The sequence below is a fragment of the Candidatus Accumulibacter sp. ACC005 genome, from assembly GCF_907163215.1.
Taxonomy (GTDB): Bacteria; Pseudomonadota; Gammaproteobacteria; order Burkholderiales; family Rhodocyclaceae; genus Accumulibacter; species Accumulibacter regalis.
Map to the genome: position 1 here is coordinate 45,495 of NZ_CAJQUB010000005.1, position 15,556 is coordinate 61,050.

Here is a 15,556-nt window from a genome sequence, read left to right on the forward strand (position 1 = left end):
CGCCGGCGGCTGGCCGCGATCTTCGGCTGGTGAGGGATGGGTTCATTTTCCCTGCACTGCGGGTTGCCGCTCATCCTTCGCTGTGCCTTTGATTTGTTGCGGAAAACCAAGCTGTGGGCAGTACGCCATTTGGGAGAACCTGTGCGCAACGCCGTATCGTGATGGCAAATCGCTGATTCCTTGAGGGCTGGGATTTACCATGCGAAACGTATAATAACCGGCGGGTTGACGGCCTCTTGTGCGGCCACGGCGAGCGTATATAATCCCGCCCGGTTGCCATCGCTGGGCGCGCGGCGTTGCCAACGGCATGGCACGACAGGCTTCTTATAGCGAGCGGTCGGGTGGCAGACCCGACCGCCTTTTCTTAGGTCTTTTCAGGGGGGTGGGGTATGGCGGAGCAGAAGCTGGGCAATCCAGCGGTTGTCGGTCTGGCGGGGTTTGGGTTGACGACCATGATCTTGCAGTTTCACAACGTTGGCTGGATGGGCCTGGGCCCGGTGATCTGGTTGGGGCTCATTTTCGGTGGCCTGGCGCAAATGATTGCCGGGCTGCAGGAGATGAAGACCGGGAATAATTTCGGCTATTGCGCGTTTACCGCCTACGGTTGTTTCTGGCTTGCCCTGACCCTGCTCCTGATCGGTAACCACTACGATATCTATACTTCCAGCAAGACCGACATCGGCTGGTTTCTCGTCGCCTGGACAGCGTTCACGGCCATCCTGTGGGTTGGGTCGATGCGCATTCACGGCGCGTTGGCACTGACCTTCACGCTCCTCTTGATCGGCTTCATCCTGCTCGATCTCGCGCACTTCGGTTATCCGGCCCTGACCGTTGTCGCCGGCTACGAGCTGATGGCGACGGCAGCGATGGCGTGGTACATCATGGCGCACATCATCTATGCGGACGTCTTTGGCCGGGATATCCTTCCGGTTGGCAAGCCCTGGATCAACTGAAACCCGCGCGGCTGCTCTCTGGCACGACGATTCGGTCAGAGCAGCGCTGCGCACCCGAGCAAAACTGACGACGGAGCAAGATGTTATGAATAGAGCTGGGAAGACGATTGGCTGGCTGGTGGTCCTGCTTGCCTGTGGCACTGGCCGCGTAGCGATGGCGGCAGAATCAGGTACGGCTACCGCCGAAGAAGCAATCAGCAAGGTGCGGGCGGCAGCGCGCTTTCTGCACAACAAGGGAACTTCCGGCTATGCCGAGTTCAACAACCGGGACGGCAACTGGGTGTGGAAGGATAGTTATGTCTTTGTCTATGATTGCCGGCAAGACAGGATGATTGCCCACCCGATGCGACCGGATCTGGTCGGCAAGCCGATCATGCAGATTACCGATAACTCGGGCAAGTACATCTTCAAGGAACTGTGCAAGGCGGGCAGCGAACCGCATGGAAACTGGGTGGAGTACGCGTGGTCGAAGCCGGGCGCGGGCGCGCTGTCGCGGAAAATCTCCTATGCACTGGCCGCGGATATCACCTTCGCCAGTGGCATTCAGGTAAGCGCCGGGATCTATGACGAGACAATGACCCTCAAGCAATTGGACGCGGTCCTGGAAAAGATGTCCGATCCGTCGAGGTATCAGGCGCTCTGAGCGCTTGGCTGGCCGAGGGTGACGGGTGACGGTCGCGTCTGCCTGAAGGAAACCACGCTGTCCGTGCCTTGAACGCGGGCAGCGCGGCAGCGCGGCAGCGTCGCGCGCGGCGATGATGAGGCGCGTTTGATCGCGCGGAACTCGCGGGGCGGGGATTTCAAGAGGCCCTGAGGGTTCCGGAGGTGGTTCCCGCACCATCAACGGTCCAGTTGATCAGTCCGAGCCAAGCGCCAGTTGCATGTCCCGCTGACGTGCGCGGTCTCGGTGCAGCATCACGAATCCGGCGATGAGTACGCCCAGCGTGACCAGCGAAACCATGATCGTCGCCAGGGCGTTGATGTCCGGGCTGACGCCCAGGCGGACTTTCGAGAAGATTACCATCGGCAAGGTGCTGGACCCCGGTCCGGAGACGAAACTGGCGATCACCAGGTCGTCGAGCGAAATGGTGAACGCCAGCAGCCAGCCCGAGATCAGGGCGGGCGAGATGATCGGCAGGGTGATCAGGAGAAACACTTTGGCGGGGCGCGCGCCGAGGTCCATGGCCGCTTCCTCGAGTGAGACGTCGAGCGACGACAGCCGCGATTGCACGATCACCGCCACGTAGGACAGGGTCAGCGTGATGTGCGCGATGGTGATGGTGCTGACGCCGCGGCCCTCGGGCCAGCCGAAGGCGTGTTCGCTGGCGACGAACAGCAAGAGCAGCGACAAGCCGGTGATGACTTCGGGCATCACCAGCGGGGCCGTGATCATGCCGGCGAATAGGGTGCGTCCGCGGAAGCGGCCAAAGCGCGCCAGCGCCAGACCGGCCAGGGTGCCCAGAATTGTCGCGCCGGTGGCATTGATCGCCGCGATGCGCAGCGACAGCCACGCGGCATCGAGAATCTGCGTGTTCTCGAACAGTCGGCCGTACCACTCGGTCGAGAAGCCTCCCCAGACGGTCACCAGGCGCGATTTGTTGAAGGAGTAGAAGACCAGCGACAGGATCGGGATGTACAGGAAGGCAAAGCCGAACACCAGGAACGACAGCCTGACCAGCGAGCGCTTTCCGTTCATCGGCGACCGCCACTTTCGCGTCCCTGTGCGCGCTGGAAATACATGATCGGTGCGACCAGGATGAGCAGCAGGACGATGGCCACCGCGCTCGCCACGGGCCAGTCGCGGTTGTTGAAGAACTCGGTCCATAGCACCTTGCCGATCATCAGCGAATCGGATGGCCCGAGCAAGGCGGGAATGACGTACTCGCCGACGGCGGGAATGAAGACCAGCATGCAGCCGGCAACGACGCCAGGCAGGGAAAGGGGCAGGGTGATGCTGGCGAAGGCGCGCAACGGCCGGCAGCCGAGGTCTTCGGCGGCTTCGAGCAGGGTCACGTCCATCTTCTCCAGATTGGCGTAGAGCGGCATGACCATGAACGGCAGGTAGCAGTAAACGATACCCAGATAGGTGGCGAAATCGGTCTGCAGCATGACGATCGGCTGATCGATGACGCCCAGCCAGAGCAGGAAGTTGTTGAGCAGGCCGTTGTTCTTGAGAATGCCGATCCAGGCGTAGACGCGCAGCAGGAAGGACGTCCAGAAGGGCAGAATCACCAGCATCAGCAGAATCCCGCGCCAGCGGGGATCACTGCGGGCGATGGCGTAGGCCAGCGGATAGCCGATCAACAGCGCCAGCAGGGTGGACACGGTTGCCACCTGCAGCGAATTGACCAAGGCGAGCAGATAGAGGCGGTCTTCGAACAGATACAGGAAATTGCCGAAATTGACGTTCAGCCGGATATCGGCCAGCCGCTCGCCAGCCCATTGCAGCAAGGGCTGATAGGGCGGCATGGCGATCTGCGTTTCCGAAAAGGAAATCTTCAGCACGATGACGAAGGGGATGACAAAGAAGAGCAGCAGCCACAGGTAAGGCAGGGCAATGACTGCCGTGCGACCGCTCATTCCCCACCTCGTCAGACGCTCTTGCGTCCGGCGGCAGAGCGGCAGCCCGCCAATTGCGGCGAGCAAGCGGCGGCTACGGCCAGCGAATCGCCCTGCCGCGGATGGCGTCGCATCGCCCGAGCGCATGTCCTGCTTCAGGCGCTGACGACGAGCGGACTGCTGGCGTGCCAATGCAGGTAGACCTCCTGTTCCCAGGTGATGCTCTCTTCTTCGTGACGCCAGACGTTGGGACGGGTGACGCGGACGGTCTTGCCCGACGGCAGCCGAATCAGGAGTACCGACAGATTTCCCTGGTAAGCGATCTCCTTCACCAGTCCGCGCGTCCAGTTGGCCGCTGCTTGTGGCGGTTGCACGGAGAGCTGGATCTTTTCCGGGCGGATCGCCACCCAGAGCGCCGTTAGTGGCGCGGCAACGGAGCTCTCGTCTACCTCTACATGGACGGGTTGTTCGAGTTCCGGGCAGGTGATGCGCAGGCGATCGGGCTCGCTGGCCGTCAGCTGGCCGGCGAAGAGATTCACGGAGCCGACGAATTCGGCGACGAAGCGGCTGCGCGGGGACTCATAGATCTCCTGCGGTGTCCCCACCTGCACGATCTTGCCGTGGTCCATGACCCCGATGCGCGAGGAGAGAGTCATGGCCTCTTCCTGGTCGTGGGTGACGACGACGAAGGTGACGCCGAGATCTTCCTGCAGATTGACCAGTTCGAACTGGGTGTGCTCGCGCAGCTTCCTGTCCAGCGCGCCCAGCGGTTCGTCGAGCAGGAGCAGTTTGGGTTGCTTGATCAGCGCCCGCGCCAGCGCGACTCGCTGACGCTGCCCGCCCGATAGCTGGTCCGGCTTGCGTTTGCCGAACTCGGAGAGGCGCACCAGCTTCAGCATGTGCGCCACGCGGTCGGCGATCTCGGAGCGGGAACGGTTCTCCATCTGCAAGCCGAAACCGACGTTCTGGTCGACGGTCATGTGCGGGAAGAGGGCGTACGACTGAAACATCATGTTGACCGGCCGTTCGTACGGCGGGATGCCGCTCATGTCCAGGCCGTCGATGAAGATCTTGCCGCTGCTCGGTTCCTCGAATCCGGCGAGCATGCGCAGCAGCGTCGTCTTGCCGCAACCCGAGCCACCAAGCAGGCAAAACAGTTCGCTGCGATAGATGTTCAGCGAGACGTCATCAACGGCAACGAAGTCGGCGAAGCTCTTGCTTACCCGCTCGATGCGGATGTAGGGTTCGGCTGCGGGATCGTTCCACGGTCGACCCGGGCCGGCTGACTCAAGGGCAGATGAAGAAGCCATTCAGAGTCCCGCTTGAAGGGTCCCGAAAAGGCGAGCAGGCGCGCGCGAAAGAGGCTGGCGAAGGGGCCGGCAAGCGGTCGGCGGCCATTTCCCCTGCCTCATTGGCCGGTCTGGAAGCGCGTCCAGGTACGTGTCAGCAGGCGGTTGTAATCGTCACCCACTGCCAGTTCAGGCGACAGCTTGCCCTTCACTTCGGCGCCGGGGAAGACGCTCGGGTCATTCCTTACCTCGGGGTTGATGAATTGCTCTGAAGCAAGATTGCCGTTCGGGTAGTGCACCGCGTTCGAGTTGTTCGCCGCCACCTGCGGCTGCATCAGGTAGTCGATGAACAGATGCGCGTTACGGGGATGCCTGGCGTCGGCGGGGATGACCATCATGTCGAACCAGATGATGCTGCCTTCCTTCGGCAAGGAATAGGCCACCTGCACGCCCTTGCCGGCTTCCCTGGCGCGATCGCGTGCTTGCAACACATCGCCGCTGTAACCGACGGCAATGCACAGGTCGCCGTTGGCCAGGTCTTCGATGTATTGCGATGAATTGACCTTGCGTACGTAGGGCCGGATTTTCATCAGCTGCTCTTCGACCCGCTTCAGATCGTCGGCGTCCTGGCTGTTGGGATCCTTGCCGAGGTAGATGAGGACAATGCTGCGAATGTCGGACGCAGCATCGAGGATCGAGATGCCGCAATCCTTGAATTTGGCGGCGACCTTCGGATCGAGCACCAGGGCCCAGGAATCCAGCGGCGCGTCGGGCATGATTTGCCTGACCTGGTCGACGTTGTAGCCGATGCCATCGGTCCCCCACATATAGGGAATGGCGTGCTCGTTGTTCGGATCGTGCAGGGCGACGCGCTGCATGATCGACGGATCCATGTTGCCGAGATTGCTCAGCAAGGCCTTGTCCAGTTTCTGGAACACGCCGGCCTTGATCTGACGTTCCATGAACTGTGCCGAGGGCATCACCAGGTCGTAGCCGGTATTTCCTGCCAGCAGCTTGGTTTCGACGACTTCGTTGGCATCGAAGACGTCGTAGTTGACCTTGATGCCGTACCGGGCCTCGAAGTTCTTGACTGTCTCCGGGTCTATGTAGTCCGACCAGTTGTAGACATTGAGTACCTTTTCGGCGTCGGTGGCGCCGGGAGCAGCGGCAACCGCTGCCGGCGGCGCGGCAACTTCCGGTTCCTTGCTGCAGGCCGCCAGCAGCAGGGTGGCGAGGCCAAGGCAGGCGATTTTGAGGCCCATGGCAGGGCGCGAAGGTGATGAGGAGAGCATGGTTTGGCCTTTCCGTGCTGGGGTGGCGACAGGTGAAGCGTAACCCAGCGCCAGCGGCAGGCCAAGGCCTAGATCAAAGAGAACCGGCCCCGGCGATGGTCTCTCAGACGCGAACGATGCGTACGCTGTCGGTGCTGCCGGCACGCGGCCCGGTGGAACCGAAAACGACCGCCACCAGGTCGCCATCACGAACCAGTCCCGCTGTCCGCGCCACAGCGATCGCCAGGCGCAACTGATCACCGTCGGAATGGTCGGGAAGCAGTAGCGGCTGGACGCCCCAGACCAGGCTGAGGCCGCCGAGGACTTGCGGGGCGGTCGAGATGCCGGCGATCGGCATCTTTGGACGGAAGGCGGCGACGCGATGCGCGGTCAGGCCGCTCCGTGTCGGGCAGAGGATCGCGGCGACACCGAGATCCTCTGCCGCCTGCACGGCGGCGTGCGCCACGGCCCAGGCCACGCGGTCGGCGGCAGCGGCAGAGATCGCGGCGGGATGGACATGCTCGTGCGGCGAGTCCTCGGCCGACTCGGCAACTTCGCCCATCATGCGCACGGTTTCGCAGGGGAACAGCCCGACGGCGGTTTCTTCGGAGAGCATCAGGGCGTCGGTCCCGTCGAGAACCGCGTTGGCCACGTCGTTGACTTCGGCGCGTGTCGGCAGGGGTGAGCGAGTCATCGACTCGAGCATCTGGGTTGCCGTGATCACCGGCTTGCCGGCCATGTTGCAGGCACGGATGATCTCTTTCTGGAGCAGCGGCACGCGGCGCGCCGGCATCTGGATGCCCAGGTCGCCGCGGGCGACCATCACCGCGTCGGCAGCTTCGATGATGCCGGCCAGGTTGTCGACGGCGGCGGCGGTCTCGATCTTGGGCACCAACGCCGGGCGTAGGCCGCGCTTGGGGAGCAGCGCGCGGACGCGCTCGACGTCTTCGGCGCGGCGAACAAACGAGAGTCCGAGGAAGTCGACTTTGGCGGCGATGGCCATTTCCAGGGCGAGAGCATCGCGGGCGGTGAATGGTTCGACGTGTGCTTCGGCGCGCGGCAGGTGCATGCCCTTGCGCGAGCGCAGGGTACCCCCGCGAACGACTTCCGTACGTACGTCCCGGCCCACCGATTCCAGCATGCGCAGGACTATCGCCCCGTCGGCGAGGTACACCTCGTCGCCGGGGCACGCCCATTGGGCAAGGTCGGGCAAGGTGGTCGACACGTGTTGGGCATTGCCCACGCTGTCGTCGCTGGCGGTGAGCACGAAGGTATCGCCGCTCGCCAGTTCCACCTCATCGCCTTCGACCAGGCCTGTACGGATCTTGGGGCCGGGCATGTCAACGAGAACGCCGACAGTGCGTCCGAGCTCACTCGCCAGTTCACGGACCAGGCGTGCGTTGTTGCTGTGTGTCTTCATGTCCGAGTGCGCAGCGTTGAGCCGCACCACATCGACACCGGCCTCCAGGAGTCGGCGCAGCGTGCTTGGGGTCGCGGTGGCGGGGCCGATCGTGGCCACTATCTTCGTTCGGCGCATCAGCTGCTCCTCTGTGACTTTTGACGTTCGGCCGGCAGGCCTGGACGGTAGCGGCCAGCGGCGGCAAACGCCTGGCCCGCGGCAGAGCATTCCGGGAATCGGCGGGCAGTATAGGTAGCGCTTGTGGCGCGCGTCAATCGACAAAGTGGCGGCGCGCGAGCCGTCGGGTGAAATGGCGGGCGATTGTCAGCCCGCTTCGCGGCTGAGCGCCGCACGCCGGGGAGGCGGAGTGCTGTTCAGGATGGTCGGCAGGCACCTCGGCGAGCGGCCGCATGAGCCGCCAGAACAGACTCATTTTCTTGTCCGCCACACGGCTTGCTCGCGCTAACAAGGCTTTCTGCTAAGCTGCCGACCGCAAGATCGCCGATTCGGGAAACCACCGCCGCGCCGCGCCGTGGAGCAAGCTTCTGTGGGCCGTCCATGTTTGACAATTTGCGAAAATACGCTGCCGCTTATTCCGTGGCCATCGGTGGAGTCCTGCTGACCTGCCTTTCCTCGTGGAACGTGCGCGACGAGCTGCAGACCGGCCACCTCAAGGAATTCGAGTGGGCGGCTCGCGATCGTATCGAAGCCGTGCATTCGGTCGTAGACCAGGGGCTGGACGCCCTGCTCGAGCTGCGCGCGCTGCTGCACGCTGCACAGACGATCGACGAGACGGAATTCAGCATCTTCGCCGACTCGATCCTGCAGCGTCGCCCTTATATTGCCAGCCTGCTCTGGGTGCCGTTATTGCCCCTTGCGCGGCAGCAACCGTCGGCAGTGGTCAGCGAGATCGCCCAGGCAGCGGCAGCTGTTGCCGCGGCGGAAACCGACCCGGCGGCGAGTGGCAGCACGGAGTTGGCCAATCGTTCGCTCGTACGGCGTGCGTGGCGTGCGGGTTCCCGGCAGACGACCGGCGTCGAGCTGAACGCGACCAGCGAACTCACTGCCCTGTTCGAGCGCGCCAGGACGAGCGGCAAGATCGCGGTCAGCGGACGCGTGGTCCCCCCGCGAGGCGAAAGCGTGCCGTTGATCTACGCGGCCCTGCCAGTCTATGCGTCGGGCACGGCAACGGGCGAGGTGAACAGCCGCAGGGCCGCTGATCAGGTGTCGCAGGCGCTCTTGGAGCCCCTGGGTTTCGTCGTCGGCGTCTATGACGTCGAGGAACTCGTTCATCTGGCCATCAGCGTGCTCGAGCCACGCGGCGTCGAGGTTCTGGTGCGCGACGATTCGGCCGGCGGCGACGCCGACTTCGTCCACTTCTACGCCAGCCGCCTCGAACCCGGTAGCGCGGCGACGGCCGATGGCGCCCTGCCCGAGCAGGACCAGGATCAGCCGCGGCTGGTCGCCAGGATAGCCGTCGGCGACCGCAACTGGTCGGTCACCGGAGTGGCCACGCATACCTTTCGCACGGCCGAGGCGTTCACCGAGGCGCACTGGCTGGTGATGGTCGGCGGCATCCTGTTTACTGCCTTGCTCAGCTTCTACCTGGTGCGCAGTCGCCGCGAACTCGACAATCGCATTCGCTTGGCGCAGACGCTGTACGAGCGCGAAGAGCTGTTTCGTCAGTTGGCGGAAACGGTCGACGTCGTTTTCTGGGCCACCAACGCCAGCGCTACGCGTCTGGAGTATATCGGCCCGGCCTTCCAGCAGATTGCCGGGGAGCGGGCCTGGCTGGAACGTACTGCGCCATCCCTGTTGCTCGACGTTTTCGAGCCCGATGGCCGGCGCAAATTGAGCGCGGCGATCGCCCATCTGCAGGCCGACGGTGGGCAGTTCGCGGTCGAGCTGCCGCTGTGCTCGCCGGGCGACCAGGTGCTGCGCTGGTTGCGTGTCCGCGGCTTCCCGGTGCACGAAGCGGGTGACGAGCTGACTCGCATCGTCGGCTTTTGCCAGGACATCACCGAGCAGAAGCTGGCCGAGGACGCTCTGCGTGACTCGGAAGCGAAGCTGCGGGCGCTGTTCAACCATTCTCCGGACATCATCTTTACGGTCGACGAGGAAGCCCGGATACTGCTTTACAACCGACCGTGGACTAACCCGGTCGGCGGCGCCGGCGAGAAGCGATCCGAATTGATTCTGCCGCCGGAGGTTCGCCAGCGTTACCTGGAGAAGCTCCGGCAAACATTCGCCAGCGGCCAGATCGAACACTGCCAATACACCACCGGCGATGCGACCTGGTGGGAAGTGCGCATGGTACCGACCGCTTCGGCGAACGCCGCCAACCTTCAGAACACGCTGATGGCCGCGATGGTGGTGATCACGGACATCACCGAGAACCGCAAACTGCAGTGGCAGGCGATCCGGAGCGCGCGGCTGGCGTCGCTTGGCGTGCTGTCGGCGGGCATTGCCCACGAAATCAGCAACCCGAATCACGCGATCATGGCCAACGCGGCCTTGCTGGCCCGCATCTGGCAGGACGCCTTGCCGATCCTGCGCGAGTATGAGCAGGAGCAGGGGGATTTTCTGCTGGCCGGTTTGAGTCCGCGGCAGGCGCAAGAGATCGTCGCACGGGGTATGGGCGATATTGGCGAGAATGCCAAACGTATCCAGAAGATCATCGCCAATCTGAAGCACCTGGGCAAGCAGGATGGCGGGCAAATGGACGAGCTGGCGGACATCGGGCAGATTCTCAAGAGTGCGGTGACGCTGCTCGACGCGCGTATTCGCGAGCACACCGATGCCCTGATCCTCGATTTGCCGGACGGCCTGCCGGCAGTGCGCGGGAACGTCCAGCAGCTCGAGCAGGTATTCATCAATGTCATCGTCAATGCCCTGGAATCGCTGCCCGAGCGGAGCCGCTCGGTCAAGGTTTCCGGCAAGCTGGACAGCGCCGGCAGGCGGATCATTGTGCGCGTCAAGGATCGCGGCGTCGGAATGAGTGAGGAAGTCATGGCCCAGGTCGGCGAGCCCTTCTTCACCACCAAGTCCGAGAGTGGCGGCACCGGTCTGGGCCTGTCCATCTCGTCGTCGATCGTCGAAAAACACGGCGGCGTCTTGCGCTTCGCGGCGAACAAGAAGCTTGGCGCGACGGTAACCATTGATCTACCGATCAGCATGGAGAAGTGAATGAGAGAGCAATCCTTTGCCGGCTTGCCGGTCTTGGTGGTCGATGATGACCATTCAGTCCTGCACGCAACGGCGGCCGTTTTACATAGTGCCGGGGTGGCCAAGGTCCAGATGGTCGATGACAGCCGCGAACTGCTGCCGGCGCTCGAGCGGCAGCCGGCCAGCGCGGTTCTGCTTGACCTGTTCATGCCACATGTCACGGGAAACGAGCTGCTGCCGGAGATCGTCCGCCTGTACCCCGAGTTGCCGGTGATCGTCATGACCGCCGCTCAGGATGTCGACACCGCGGTGCTCAGCATGAAGGAGGGCGCTTTCGACTACCTCGTCAAGCCAGTCGAGGAAAGTCGGCTGCTGGCGAGTGTCCGGCATGCTCTCGAAGTGCAATCGCTGCGCCGGCAGATGGGGGTGCTCAAGCACTATCTTCTCTCCGATTGCCTGCAGAACGGCGAGGCTTTCGCCGGCATCGTTACCAACAGCCGCAAGATGCGGGCGCTGTTTCAGTATCTCGAGGCGGTTGCAGCTTCGGCGGAGCCGGTATTGATTTCCGGCGAGACCGGGGCCGGCAAGGAAATGTTCGCGCATGCCCTGCACAGGCTAAGCGGTCTGGCGGGTCAGTTTGTGCAGGTCAATGTCGCCGGCCTCGACGACACGCTGTTTTCGGATACCCTTTTCGGGCATCGCAAAGGCGCGTTCACCGGCGCGGACCAGAATCGCCCCGGTTTGATCGCGCAGGCCGGCGGCGGAACGCTGTTTCTGGACGAGATCGGCGATCTGTCTATGGCCTCGCAGGTCAAACTCCTGCGCCTGCTCCAGGAACACATGTACTTTCCCCTCGGATCAGACATGGCGCGTCCCAGCGACGCCCGTGTCGTTTGTGCAACCAACCACAATCTCGCCCAGGCAATGCGCCAGAACCAGTTTCGTTCCGACCTCTTTTATCGTCTGTCGGTGCATCAGGTCGAGGTGCCACCGCTGCGGGAGCACAAGGAGGACATTCCGCTTCTCCTGCAGCATTTTCTTGACGAGGCCGCCACGGCGATCAACAAGACCGGTCCCGAACCCTCGAACGAGTTGATCACGCTGCTCTCGAACTATCATTTTCCGGGCAACGTCCGCGAGCTGCGGGCAATGGTTTTCAACGCCATGGCGCTGCATCGCGGTGGGTCGGTGCTGGCCATGGAGAGTTTCCGCCTGGCCATTCAGAAGCAGCAGAAGGCAAATATCGACGATTCCACGGCAGAACCGCCTGGTGCATTGCCGGTGATCATCCCGGGGCGCTTTCCGACCCTTGACGAGGTCGAGGAAGCGATGGTCAAAGAAGCCTTGCGCCGAGCCGGGGGTAATCAGGGCATCGCCGCCACCCTGCTCGGACTGTCGCGTCCAGCGCTCAACCGACGCTTGGCGCGGCGCGTGCTCCAGGCCAATTGCTGATCCGGCGAACGGGGTTTCCGCGCGCTCGAGGCGAGGTGGCACGCACGCCCGCGCGACGCCATTCATCTTGCCCCCGAATCCTCCAGTGCTCCGCTCTGTCGCGGCCTGACGTCCTGCCATGGCCGATCGGCGCGGCGCGTCGTTGACCACGGCCGCTGGCAGGTTTGCCGCCGGTGTAACGTTGCGTCATTACAAAGCGGGCCTGGTGAGCGGCTGCGGTTCCGTTTTCATAAGCTTTTCCCGTCATTTGCAACGACTTTGACATGGCCGACAGTGCGTCTTGTTACACCCCTCATCGAGGGTGAGACGAGTCGCTTTCAAGCCCTGATTCGTGGTCTTTCCGGCTTTCCTTGGCAGCACACATTTCTGGCACGCAAAATGCTTTCGTCGTGCTGGTCGGGGCCAGCTTAGCCGTCGTGCGGGCAGGGCTTTGTAGGGCCTGCGGCTGGTCCGCTGAACGAAGGATCTGCGCCTTGTTAGCCGCGATGCGATCAACATTGCCGTTCCGGCGTTGGTGGCGATTCAGACATTCGCGTTTGTCAATCTCTCTATTGGAAAGGCTCAATCATGTCGGACTTAAGCATGGCGGCACCCTCAAGAATGGCTGCACCTTCGTTCACGCGCCGTATCCTGCACCGGGTGTTTCCGAAGGTGCCCGATTTTTTTGCGTTGCTCGTCGAGCAAAGTGCGCACGTGAATATGGCGGCCAGCCTGCTCGTCGAGTATATGGGCAGCGACAGTGCGCAGGCGACAAGCAAAATCGTCGAGGCGGAAGGTGAGGGAGATCGGCAGAAGGTTCGCAACCTGACGCTGCTGAACGAAGCTTTTTCGACGCCGATTGACCGTGAGGACCTGCACCGAGCGTTCATCAATCTCGATGAGATCATCAACAGCTGCCACGCGATCATGGTCGACATGGAGGGCGAGGTGCAACCCTTGAAGCCGGACAAGGCGTGCCTGGAAATGGCCGTGTACCTCAAGGCCGGTGTCGAAGCCGTGGCGGCGGGCTTTGCCCGCCTGGGGAGCAATCCGCAAGCGGCCCGCGCCGACGCCGAAAAAGCCGACGTTGCCCTGAAGAGCCTGACGCGAACGCTTCGCCGGGCCTTGTCCGAGTTGTTCCAGGACAACGATTTTCACAACATCTTCAGGCGCAAGGAAATCTACACGCAGTTGAACCGGGCCGGGGAGCGCCTCAACATCTGCAACAGCACCTTGCTGGATATCGTCGTCAAGCTCTGCTGAAGCAAGGCGGTCGGCAGGAGCGCGCTGGCGGAAAGGGCTTCAGCGGACGGGCGTATCTGACCTGCGGGTGCTGGCTCGGCAGCTGGTCGCGTTCCTCTTGCCGTCGGCGTGGAATGGCTGTCCCCGCGGTTGGTAGCCGATGTGCCCTTGCCGTATCGCTTCAGACGACGTTGATGGCTCACTCCTCTGCGCAGCCCGGCGTTGCGGTTGACCAGGCGAGTCGCCGAGTTGCAGCGGCACCTGGTGGCATGGGCCATTCTCGGGAGCCTGTCAGATGGTCATCCAGACTGAACTCTGTCTTTCCCTGACGCCTGGGGTCGCCAATCGACTGGCCAGGCATCCCCTGCTCAGCGACGCGACCGCTGTCCGCGAACGCATTGTCGACCTCTGTTACGACACGCCGGACCTTCGCTTGCGGCGCGAGCAGGTCCTTGTCCTATGTCGCAAGATTGGGGCCCGTTGCCTGGCCTCGGTGAGCAGGGCTGTACTGACGGATTTCGCTGCTCCGAAATGCGCCTGCCCTGCGCACTGGGAGATCGCCAGAGAGGCTGACGAGCCCGCCAGATTCGACTTCTCGCCGGTGACGGAAAGGCGCTTGCGCCAGTGGCTGCAGTCGCTGCACGCCGACTTGCAGGTGACCTTCACGACCAGCTTTACCCGCAACGCCTGGCTGCTTCGACCGCACGAAGGCGTGCGCATCGAGCTGATGCTCGACCGTGGCTGGATAATCTGTCTCGGGCGACGACAGGCGTTATGCGAGATTGGACTCAAGCTCGTTTCGGGATCGCCGAAAGACCTGTTTTCTCTTGCCAGCGAGTTGCAGACGGACTTCTCGCTGCACCCGGAAGCGATCGCCAGGAGTCGAGCGGAGCTACCGCGTTCTCGCCGACGAGTCGCTGCCGGCGGTCAAGTCGTCTCCAGTCCGGATCGACGCCGGTACGTCCGCCACGGTCTACTTTCGGCGCATCGCGCTGGCCTGCCTGAGGCATCTGCAGAGCAATGAGCAGGGCCTGCGCCAAGGCGACGATGCCGGAGTTCGTGCATCAGGCGCGCGCGGCGATTCGTCGTCTGCGTTCGGCGATTCGAATCTGGCGGCCACTGCTTCCGAAGGATTTCGTGAGCCGTTTCGATCCACGCTGGCGGACGCTCGCTCGAACAACTCGCCGAGGCGCGTCACTGGGAGGTTTTTCTGACCGCGACCCTGCCGACGATCGCTGCGGATTTACCGGAGGGCGTGGCCAGCGCTCGCCTGGCGAACTACGCTCAACGGCGATCGGTGATCAACCGCGAGGCCGTGCGCAGCACGCTCCAGTCCGACGACTACTCGCGCTTGCTGCTCGGATTCACCGCTGCCGTGCTGGCGCTTCCCGAACGCGACGCGGCCTGCCTGGAAGCTCGTGCGCGGGCATTGCTCGACACCAGCGCCGCCGAATCGGGCCGGCTGGCGGCGCAGCTTCTTGCCGGCGATGACTCTGCCGCTGATCGTCTGCGAGCTGCGTACAAACGACTGCGTTACGCCCTGGAATTCTTCGCACCAATGTTTGCCGATCAATCTCGACGGGACGGTCGGGTCGCGGCCAATGGCCTGCCGGAACTGCTCGCGCGACTGAACGAACTGGCCCGTGCCGTTCACCTGACCGAGGAGGCGCTTCCCGGCGAGCCAGGCGAAGCCATCCGGGACGGCCTTGAACGGCGCAGGAAAGCGCTGTTGGCAGAGCTTCGCGCCGGGCCTTCGGCGTGATTTCTGCCGTTCGCTCGTGCCGTCGCGATGCGGTCGATGACCAGGGGGTGCTGCCGCGCCCGGGCGCCAGGGTGTAACACTTTGCCACTTTGGGCAAAGCGCGCGAGAACCCTGAAGCGGACGGAATTGATTGACTAATCGCCATTCTTATTAGCCTTCCCCGGCGATGCGCCTGCTTTTTTGTTACACCCCGGAATGCGCTTTTCCTGGCGCGGTCGTCGGCCGCCAGGTGTCTGATTGGGTTCGAAAACCGAGAGAACGTTGGTGCCTGGCACGATATGTGCGTTAAGGCTCTGCGAGAAACGCTCTGCCGCGTTTGTTCGCGCCCGGCCCGGGAGTCTGCCGATAAAGGCGCGAGCGGGCGATCCGCCAGGGAAAGAATCAAGGCAGCCGGTTCGCTGGCCATTGAACAGCACTCTCGGGAACTGCGGTAACGCAGTGGTCGGGCGGCGAACCATTCGCCCTTCGCTTTTCGCGCTCGGCGT

Annotated in this window: 13 protein-coding genes and 1 pseudogene; 8 read left to right on the forward strand and 6 right to left on the reverse strand. The window is 63.2% G+C overall.

Annotation, left to right across the window (positions count from 1 at the left end; all coding sequences use genetic code 11):
- Positions 1-389 precede the first annotated feature (389 nt).
- Entirely contained in the window at positions 390-953 is a 564-nt protein-coding gene (locus tag QZ613_RS05335; protein ID WP_043568678.1) for a GPR1/FUN34/YaaH family transporter, read from the forward strand.
- Between the two features lie 85 nt (positions 954-1,038).
- Positions 1,039-1,596, forward strand: coding sequence for a cache domain-containing protein (locus tag QZ613_RS05340; protein WP_291865451.1), 558 nt, complete (start codon positions 1,039-1,041; stop codon positions 1,594-1,596).
- Between the two features lie 213 nt (positions 1,597-1,809).
- Here the strand turns inward: QZ613_RS05340 and QZ613_RS05345 are convergent, their stop codons facing one another.
- The 6 genes from QZ613_RS05345 to QZ613_RS05370 all read right to left on the reverse strand — a co-directional run bounded on the left by QZ613_RS05345 (position 1,810) and on the right by QZ613_RS05370 (position 7,904).
- Entirely contained in the window at positions 1,810-2,649 is an 840-nt protein-coding gene (locus QZ613_RS05345; protein ID WP_291865449.1) for an ABC transporter permease subunit, read from the reverse strand.
- Positions 2,646-3,533 carry an ABC transporter permease subunit gene (locus QZ613_RS05350; RefSeq protein WP_043568682.1) on the reverse strand — a complete coding sequence of 296 codons (888 nt, stop codon included), beginning with the start codon at positions 3,531-3,533 and terminating at the stop codon, positions 2,646-2,648. Before QZ613_RS05350 ends, QZ613_RS05345 begins: the two co-directional genes overlap by 4 nt.
- A 134-nt stretch (positions 3,534-3,667) precedes the next feature.
- Complete coding sequence (gene potA / locus QZ613_RS05355) at positions 3,668-4,822, reverse strand: polyamine ABC transporter ATP-binding protein (RefSeq protein WP_291865444.1); 1,155 nt, start codon at positions 4,820-4,822, stop codon at positions 3,668-3,670.
- A 98-nt stretch (positions 4,823-4,920) separates the two neighbouring features.
- The gene (locus tag QZ613_RS05360; RefSeq protein WP_291865441.1) at positions 4,921-6,063 is read right to left on the reverse strand and encodes a polyamine ABC transporter substrate-binding protein; all 1,143 of its coding nucleotides are present in this window, start codon (positions 6,061-6,063) and stop codon (positions 4,921-4,923) included.
- A 133-nt stretch (positions 6,064-6,196) separates the two neighbouring features.
- The gene (gene pyk, locus QZ613_RS05365) at positions 6,197-7,609 is read right to left on the reverse strand and encodes a pyruvate kinase (RefSeq protein ID WP_291865438.1); all 1,413 of its coding nucleotides are present in this window, start codon (positions 7,607-7,609) and stop codon (positions 6,197-6,199) included.
- A gap of 133 nt (positions 7,610-7,742) precedes the next feature.
- Positions 7,743-7,904: a hypothetical protein gene (locus QZ613_RS05370; RefSeq protein ID WP_291865435.1), complete on the reverse strand. Its 162-nt coding sequence runs from the start codon at positions 7,902-7,904 to the stop codon at positions 7,743-7,745.
- Positions 7,905-8,029: 125 nt separating this feature from the next.
- Here QZ613_RS05370 and QZ613_RS05375 point away from each other — a divergent pair, with 125 nt between their 5' ends.
- The 6 genes and pseudogenes from QZ613_RS05375 (at position 8,030) to QZ613_RS05395 (ending at position 15,071) form a co-directional block, all read left to right on the forward strand.
- Complete coding sequence (locus QZ613_RS05375) at positions 8,030-10,657, forward strand: ATP-binding protein (RefSeq protein WP_291865432.1); 2,628 nt, start codon at positions 8,030-8,032, stop codon at positions 10,655-10,657.
- Complete coding sequence (locus QZ613_RS05380) at positions 10,658-12,088, forward strand: sigma-54 dependent transcriptional regulator (RefSeq protein WP_291981733.1); 1,431 nt, start codon at positions 10,658-10,660, stop codon at positions 12,086-12,088. It abuts the gene before it with no gap.
- 600 nt (positions 12,089-12,688) lie between these two features.
- Positions 12,689-13,330 (forward strand): DUF47 family protein, encoded by a 642-nt coding sequence (locus QZ613_RS05385; RefSeq protein ID WP_291902558.1) that lies wholly within the window; start codon positions 12,689-12,691, stop codon positions 13,328-13,330.
- Positions 13,331-13,604: 274 nt separating this feature from the next.
- Positions 13,605-14,333: a hypothetical protein gene (locus tag QZ613_RS05390; protein WP_291981736.1), complete on the forward strand. Its 729-nt coding sequence runs from the start codon at positions 13,605-13,607 to the stop codon at positions 14,331-14,333.
- A 23-nt stretch (positions 14,334-14,356) separates the two neighbouring features.
- Positions 14,357-14,470, forward strand: a pseudogene (locus QZ613_RS21085) (CHAD domain-containing protein); the annotation flags it as partial.
- Entirely contained in the window at positions 14,460-15,071 is a 612-nt protein-coding gene (locus QZ613_RS05395) for a CHAD domain-containing protein (RefSeq protein WP_291981878.1), read from the forward strand. The pseudogene QZ613_RS21085 and the gene QZ613_RS05395, both read left to right, overlap by 11 nt.
- The last annotated feature ends 485 nt before the right edge of the window (positions 15,072-15,556 follow it).

Coding starts and splice junctions, on each gene's coding strand:
- QZ613_RS05335 (WP_043568678.1), top strand. CDS start 390: ATGGCGGAGCAGAAGCTGGGCAATCCAGCGGTTGTCGGTCTGGCGGGG.
- QZ613_RS05340 (WP_291865451.1), top strand. CDS start 1,039: ATGAATAGAGCTGGGAAGACGATTGGCTGGCTGGTGGTCCTGCTTGCC.
- QZ613_RS05345 (WP_291865449.1), bottom strand. CDS start 2,649: ATGAACGGAAAGCGCTCGCTGGTCAGGCTGTCGTTCCTGGTGTTCGGC.
- QZ613_RS05350 (WP_043568682.1), bottom strand. CDS start 3,533: ATGAGCGGTCGCACGGCAGTCATTGCCCTGCCTTACCTGTGGCTGCTG.
- potA (WP_291865444.1), bottom strand. CDS start 4,822: ATGGCTTCTTCATCTGCCCTTGAGTCAGCCGGCCCGGGTCGACCGTGG.
- QZ613_RS05360 (WP_291865441.1), bottom strand. CDS start 6,063: ATGGGCCTCAAAATCGCCTGCCTTGGCCTCGCCACCCTGCTGCTGGCG.
- pyk (WP_291865438.1), bottom strand. CDS start 7,609: ATGCGCCGAACGAAGATAGTGGCCACGATCGGCCCCGCCACCGCGACC.
- QZ613_RS05370 (WP_291865435.1), bottom strand. CDS start 7,904: ATGAGTCTGTTCTGGCGGCTCATGCGGCCGCTCGCCGAGGTGCCTGCC.
- QZ613_RS05375 (WP_291865432.1), top strand. CDS start 8,030: ATGTTTGACAATTTGCGAAAATACGCTGCCGCTTATTCCGTGGCCATC.
- QZ613_RS05380 (WP_291981733.1), top strand. CDS start 10,658: ATGAGAGAGCAATCCTTTGCCGGCTTGCCGGTCTTGGTGGTCGATGAT.
- QZ613_RS05385 (WP_291902558.1), top strand. CDS start 12,689: ATGGCTGCACCTTCGTTCACGCGCCGTATCCTGCACCGGGTGTTTCCG.
- QZ613_RS05390 (WP_291981736.1), top strand. CDS start 13,605: ATGGTCATCCAGACTGAACTCTGTCTTTCCCTGACGCCTGGGGTCGCC.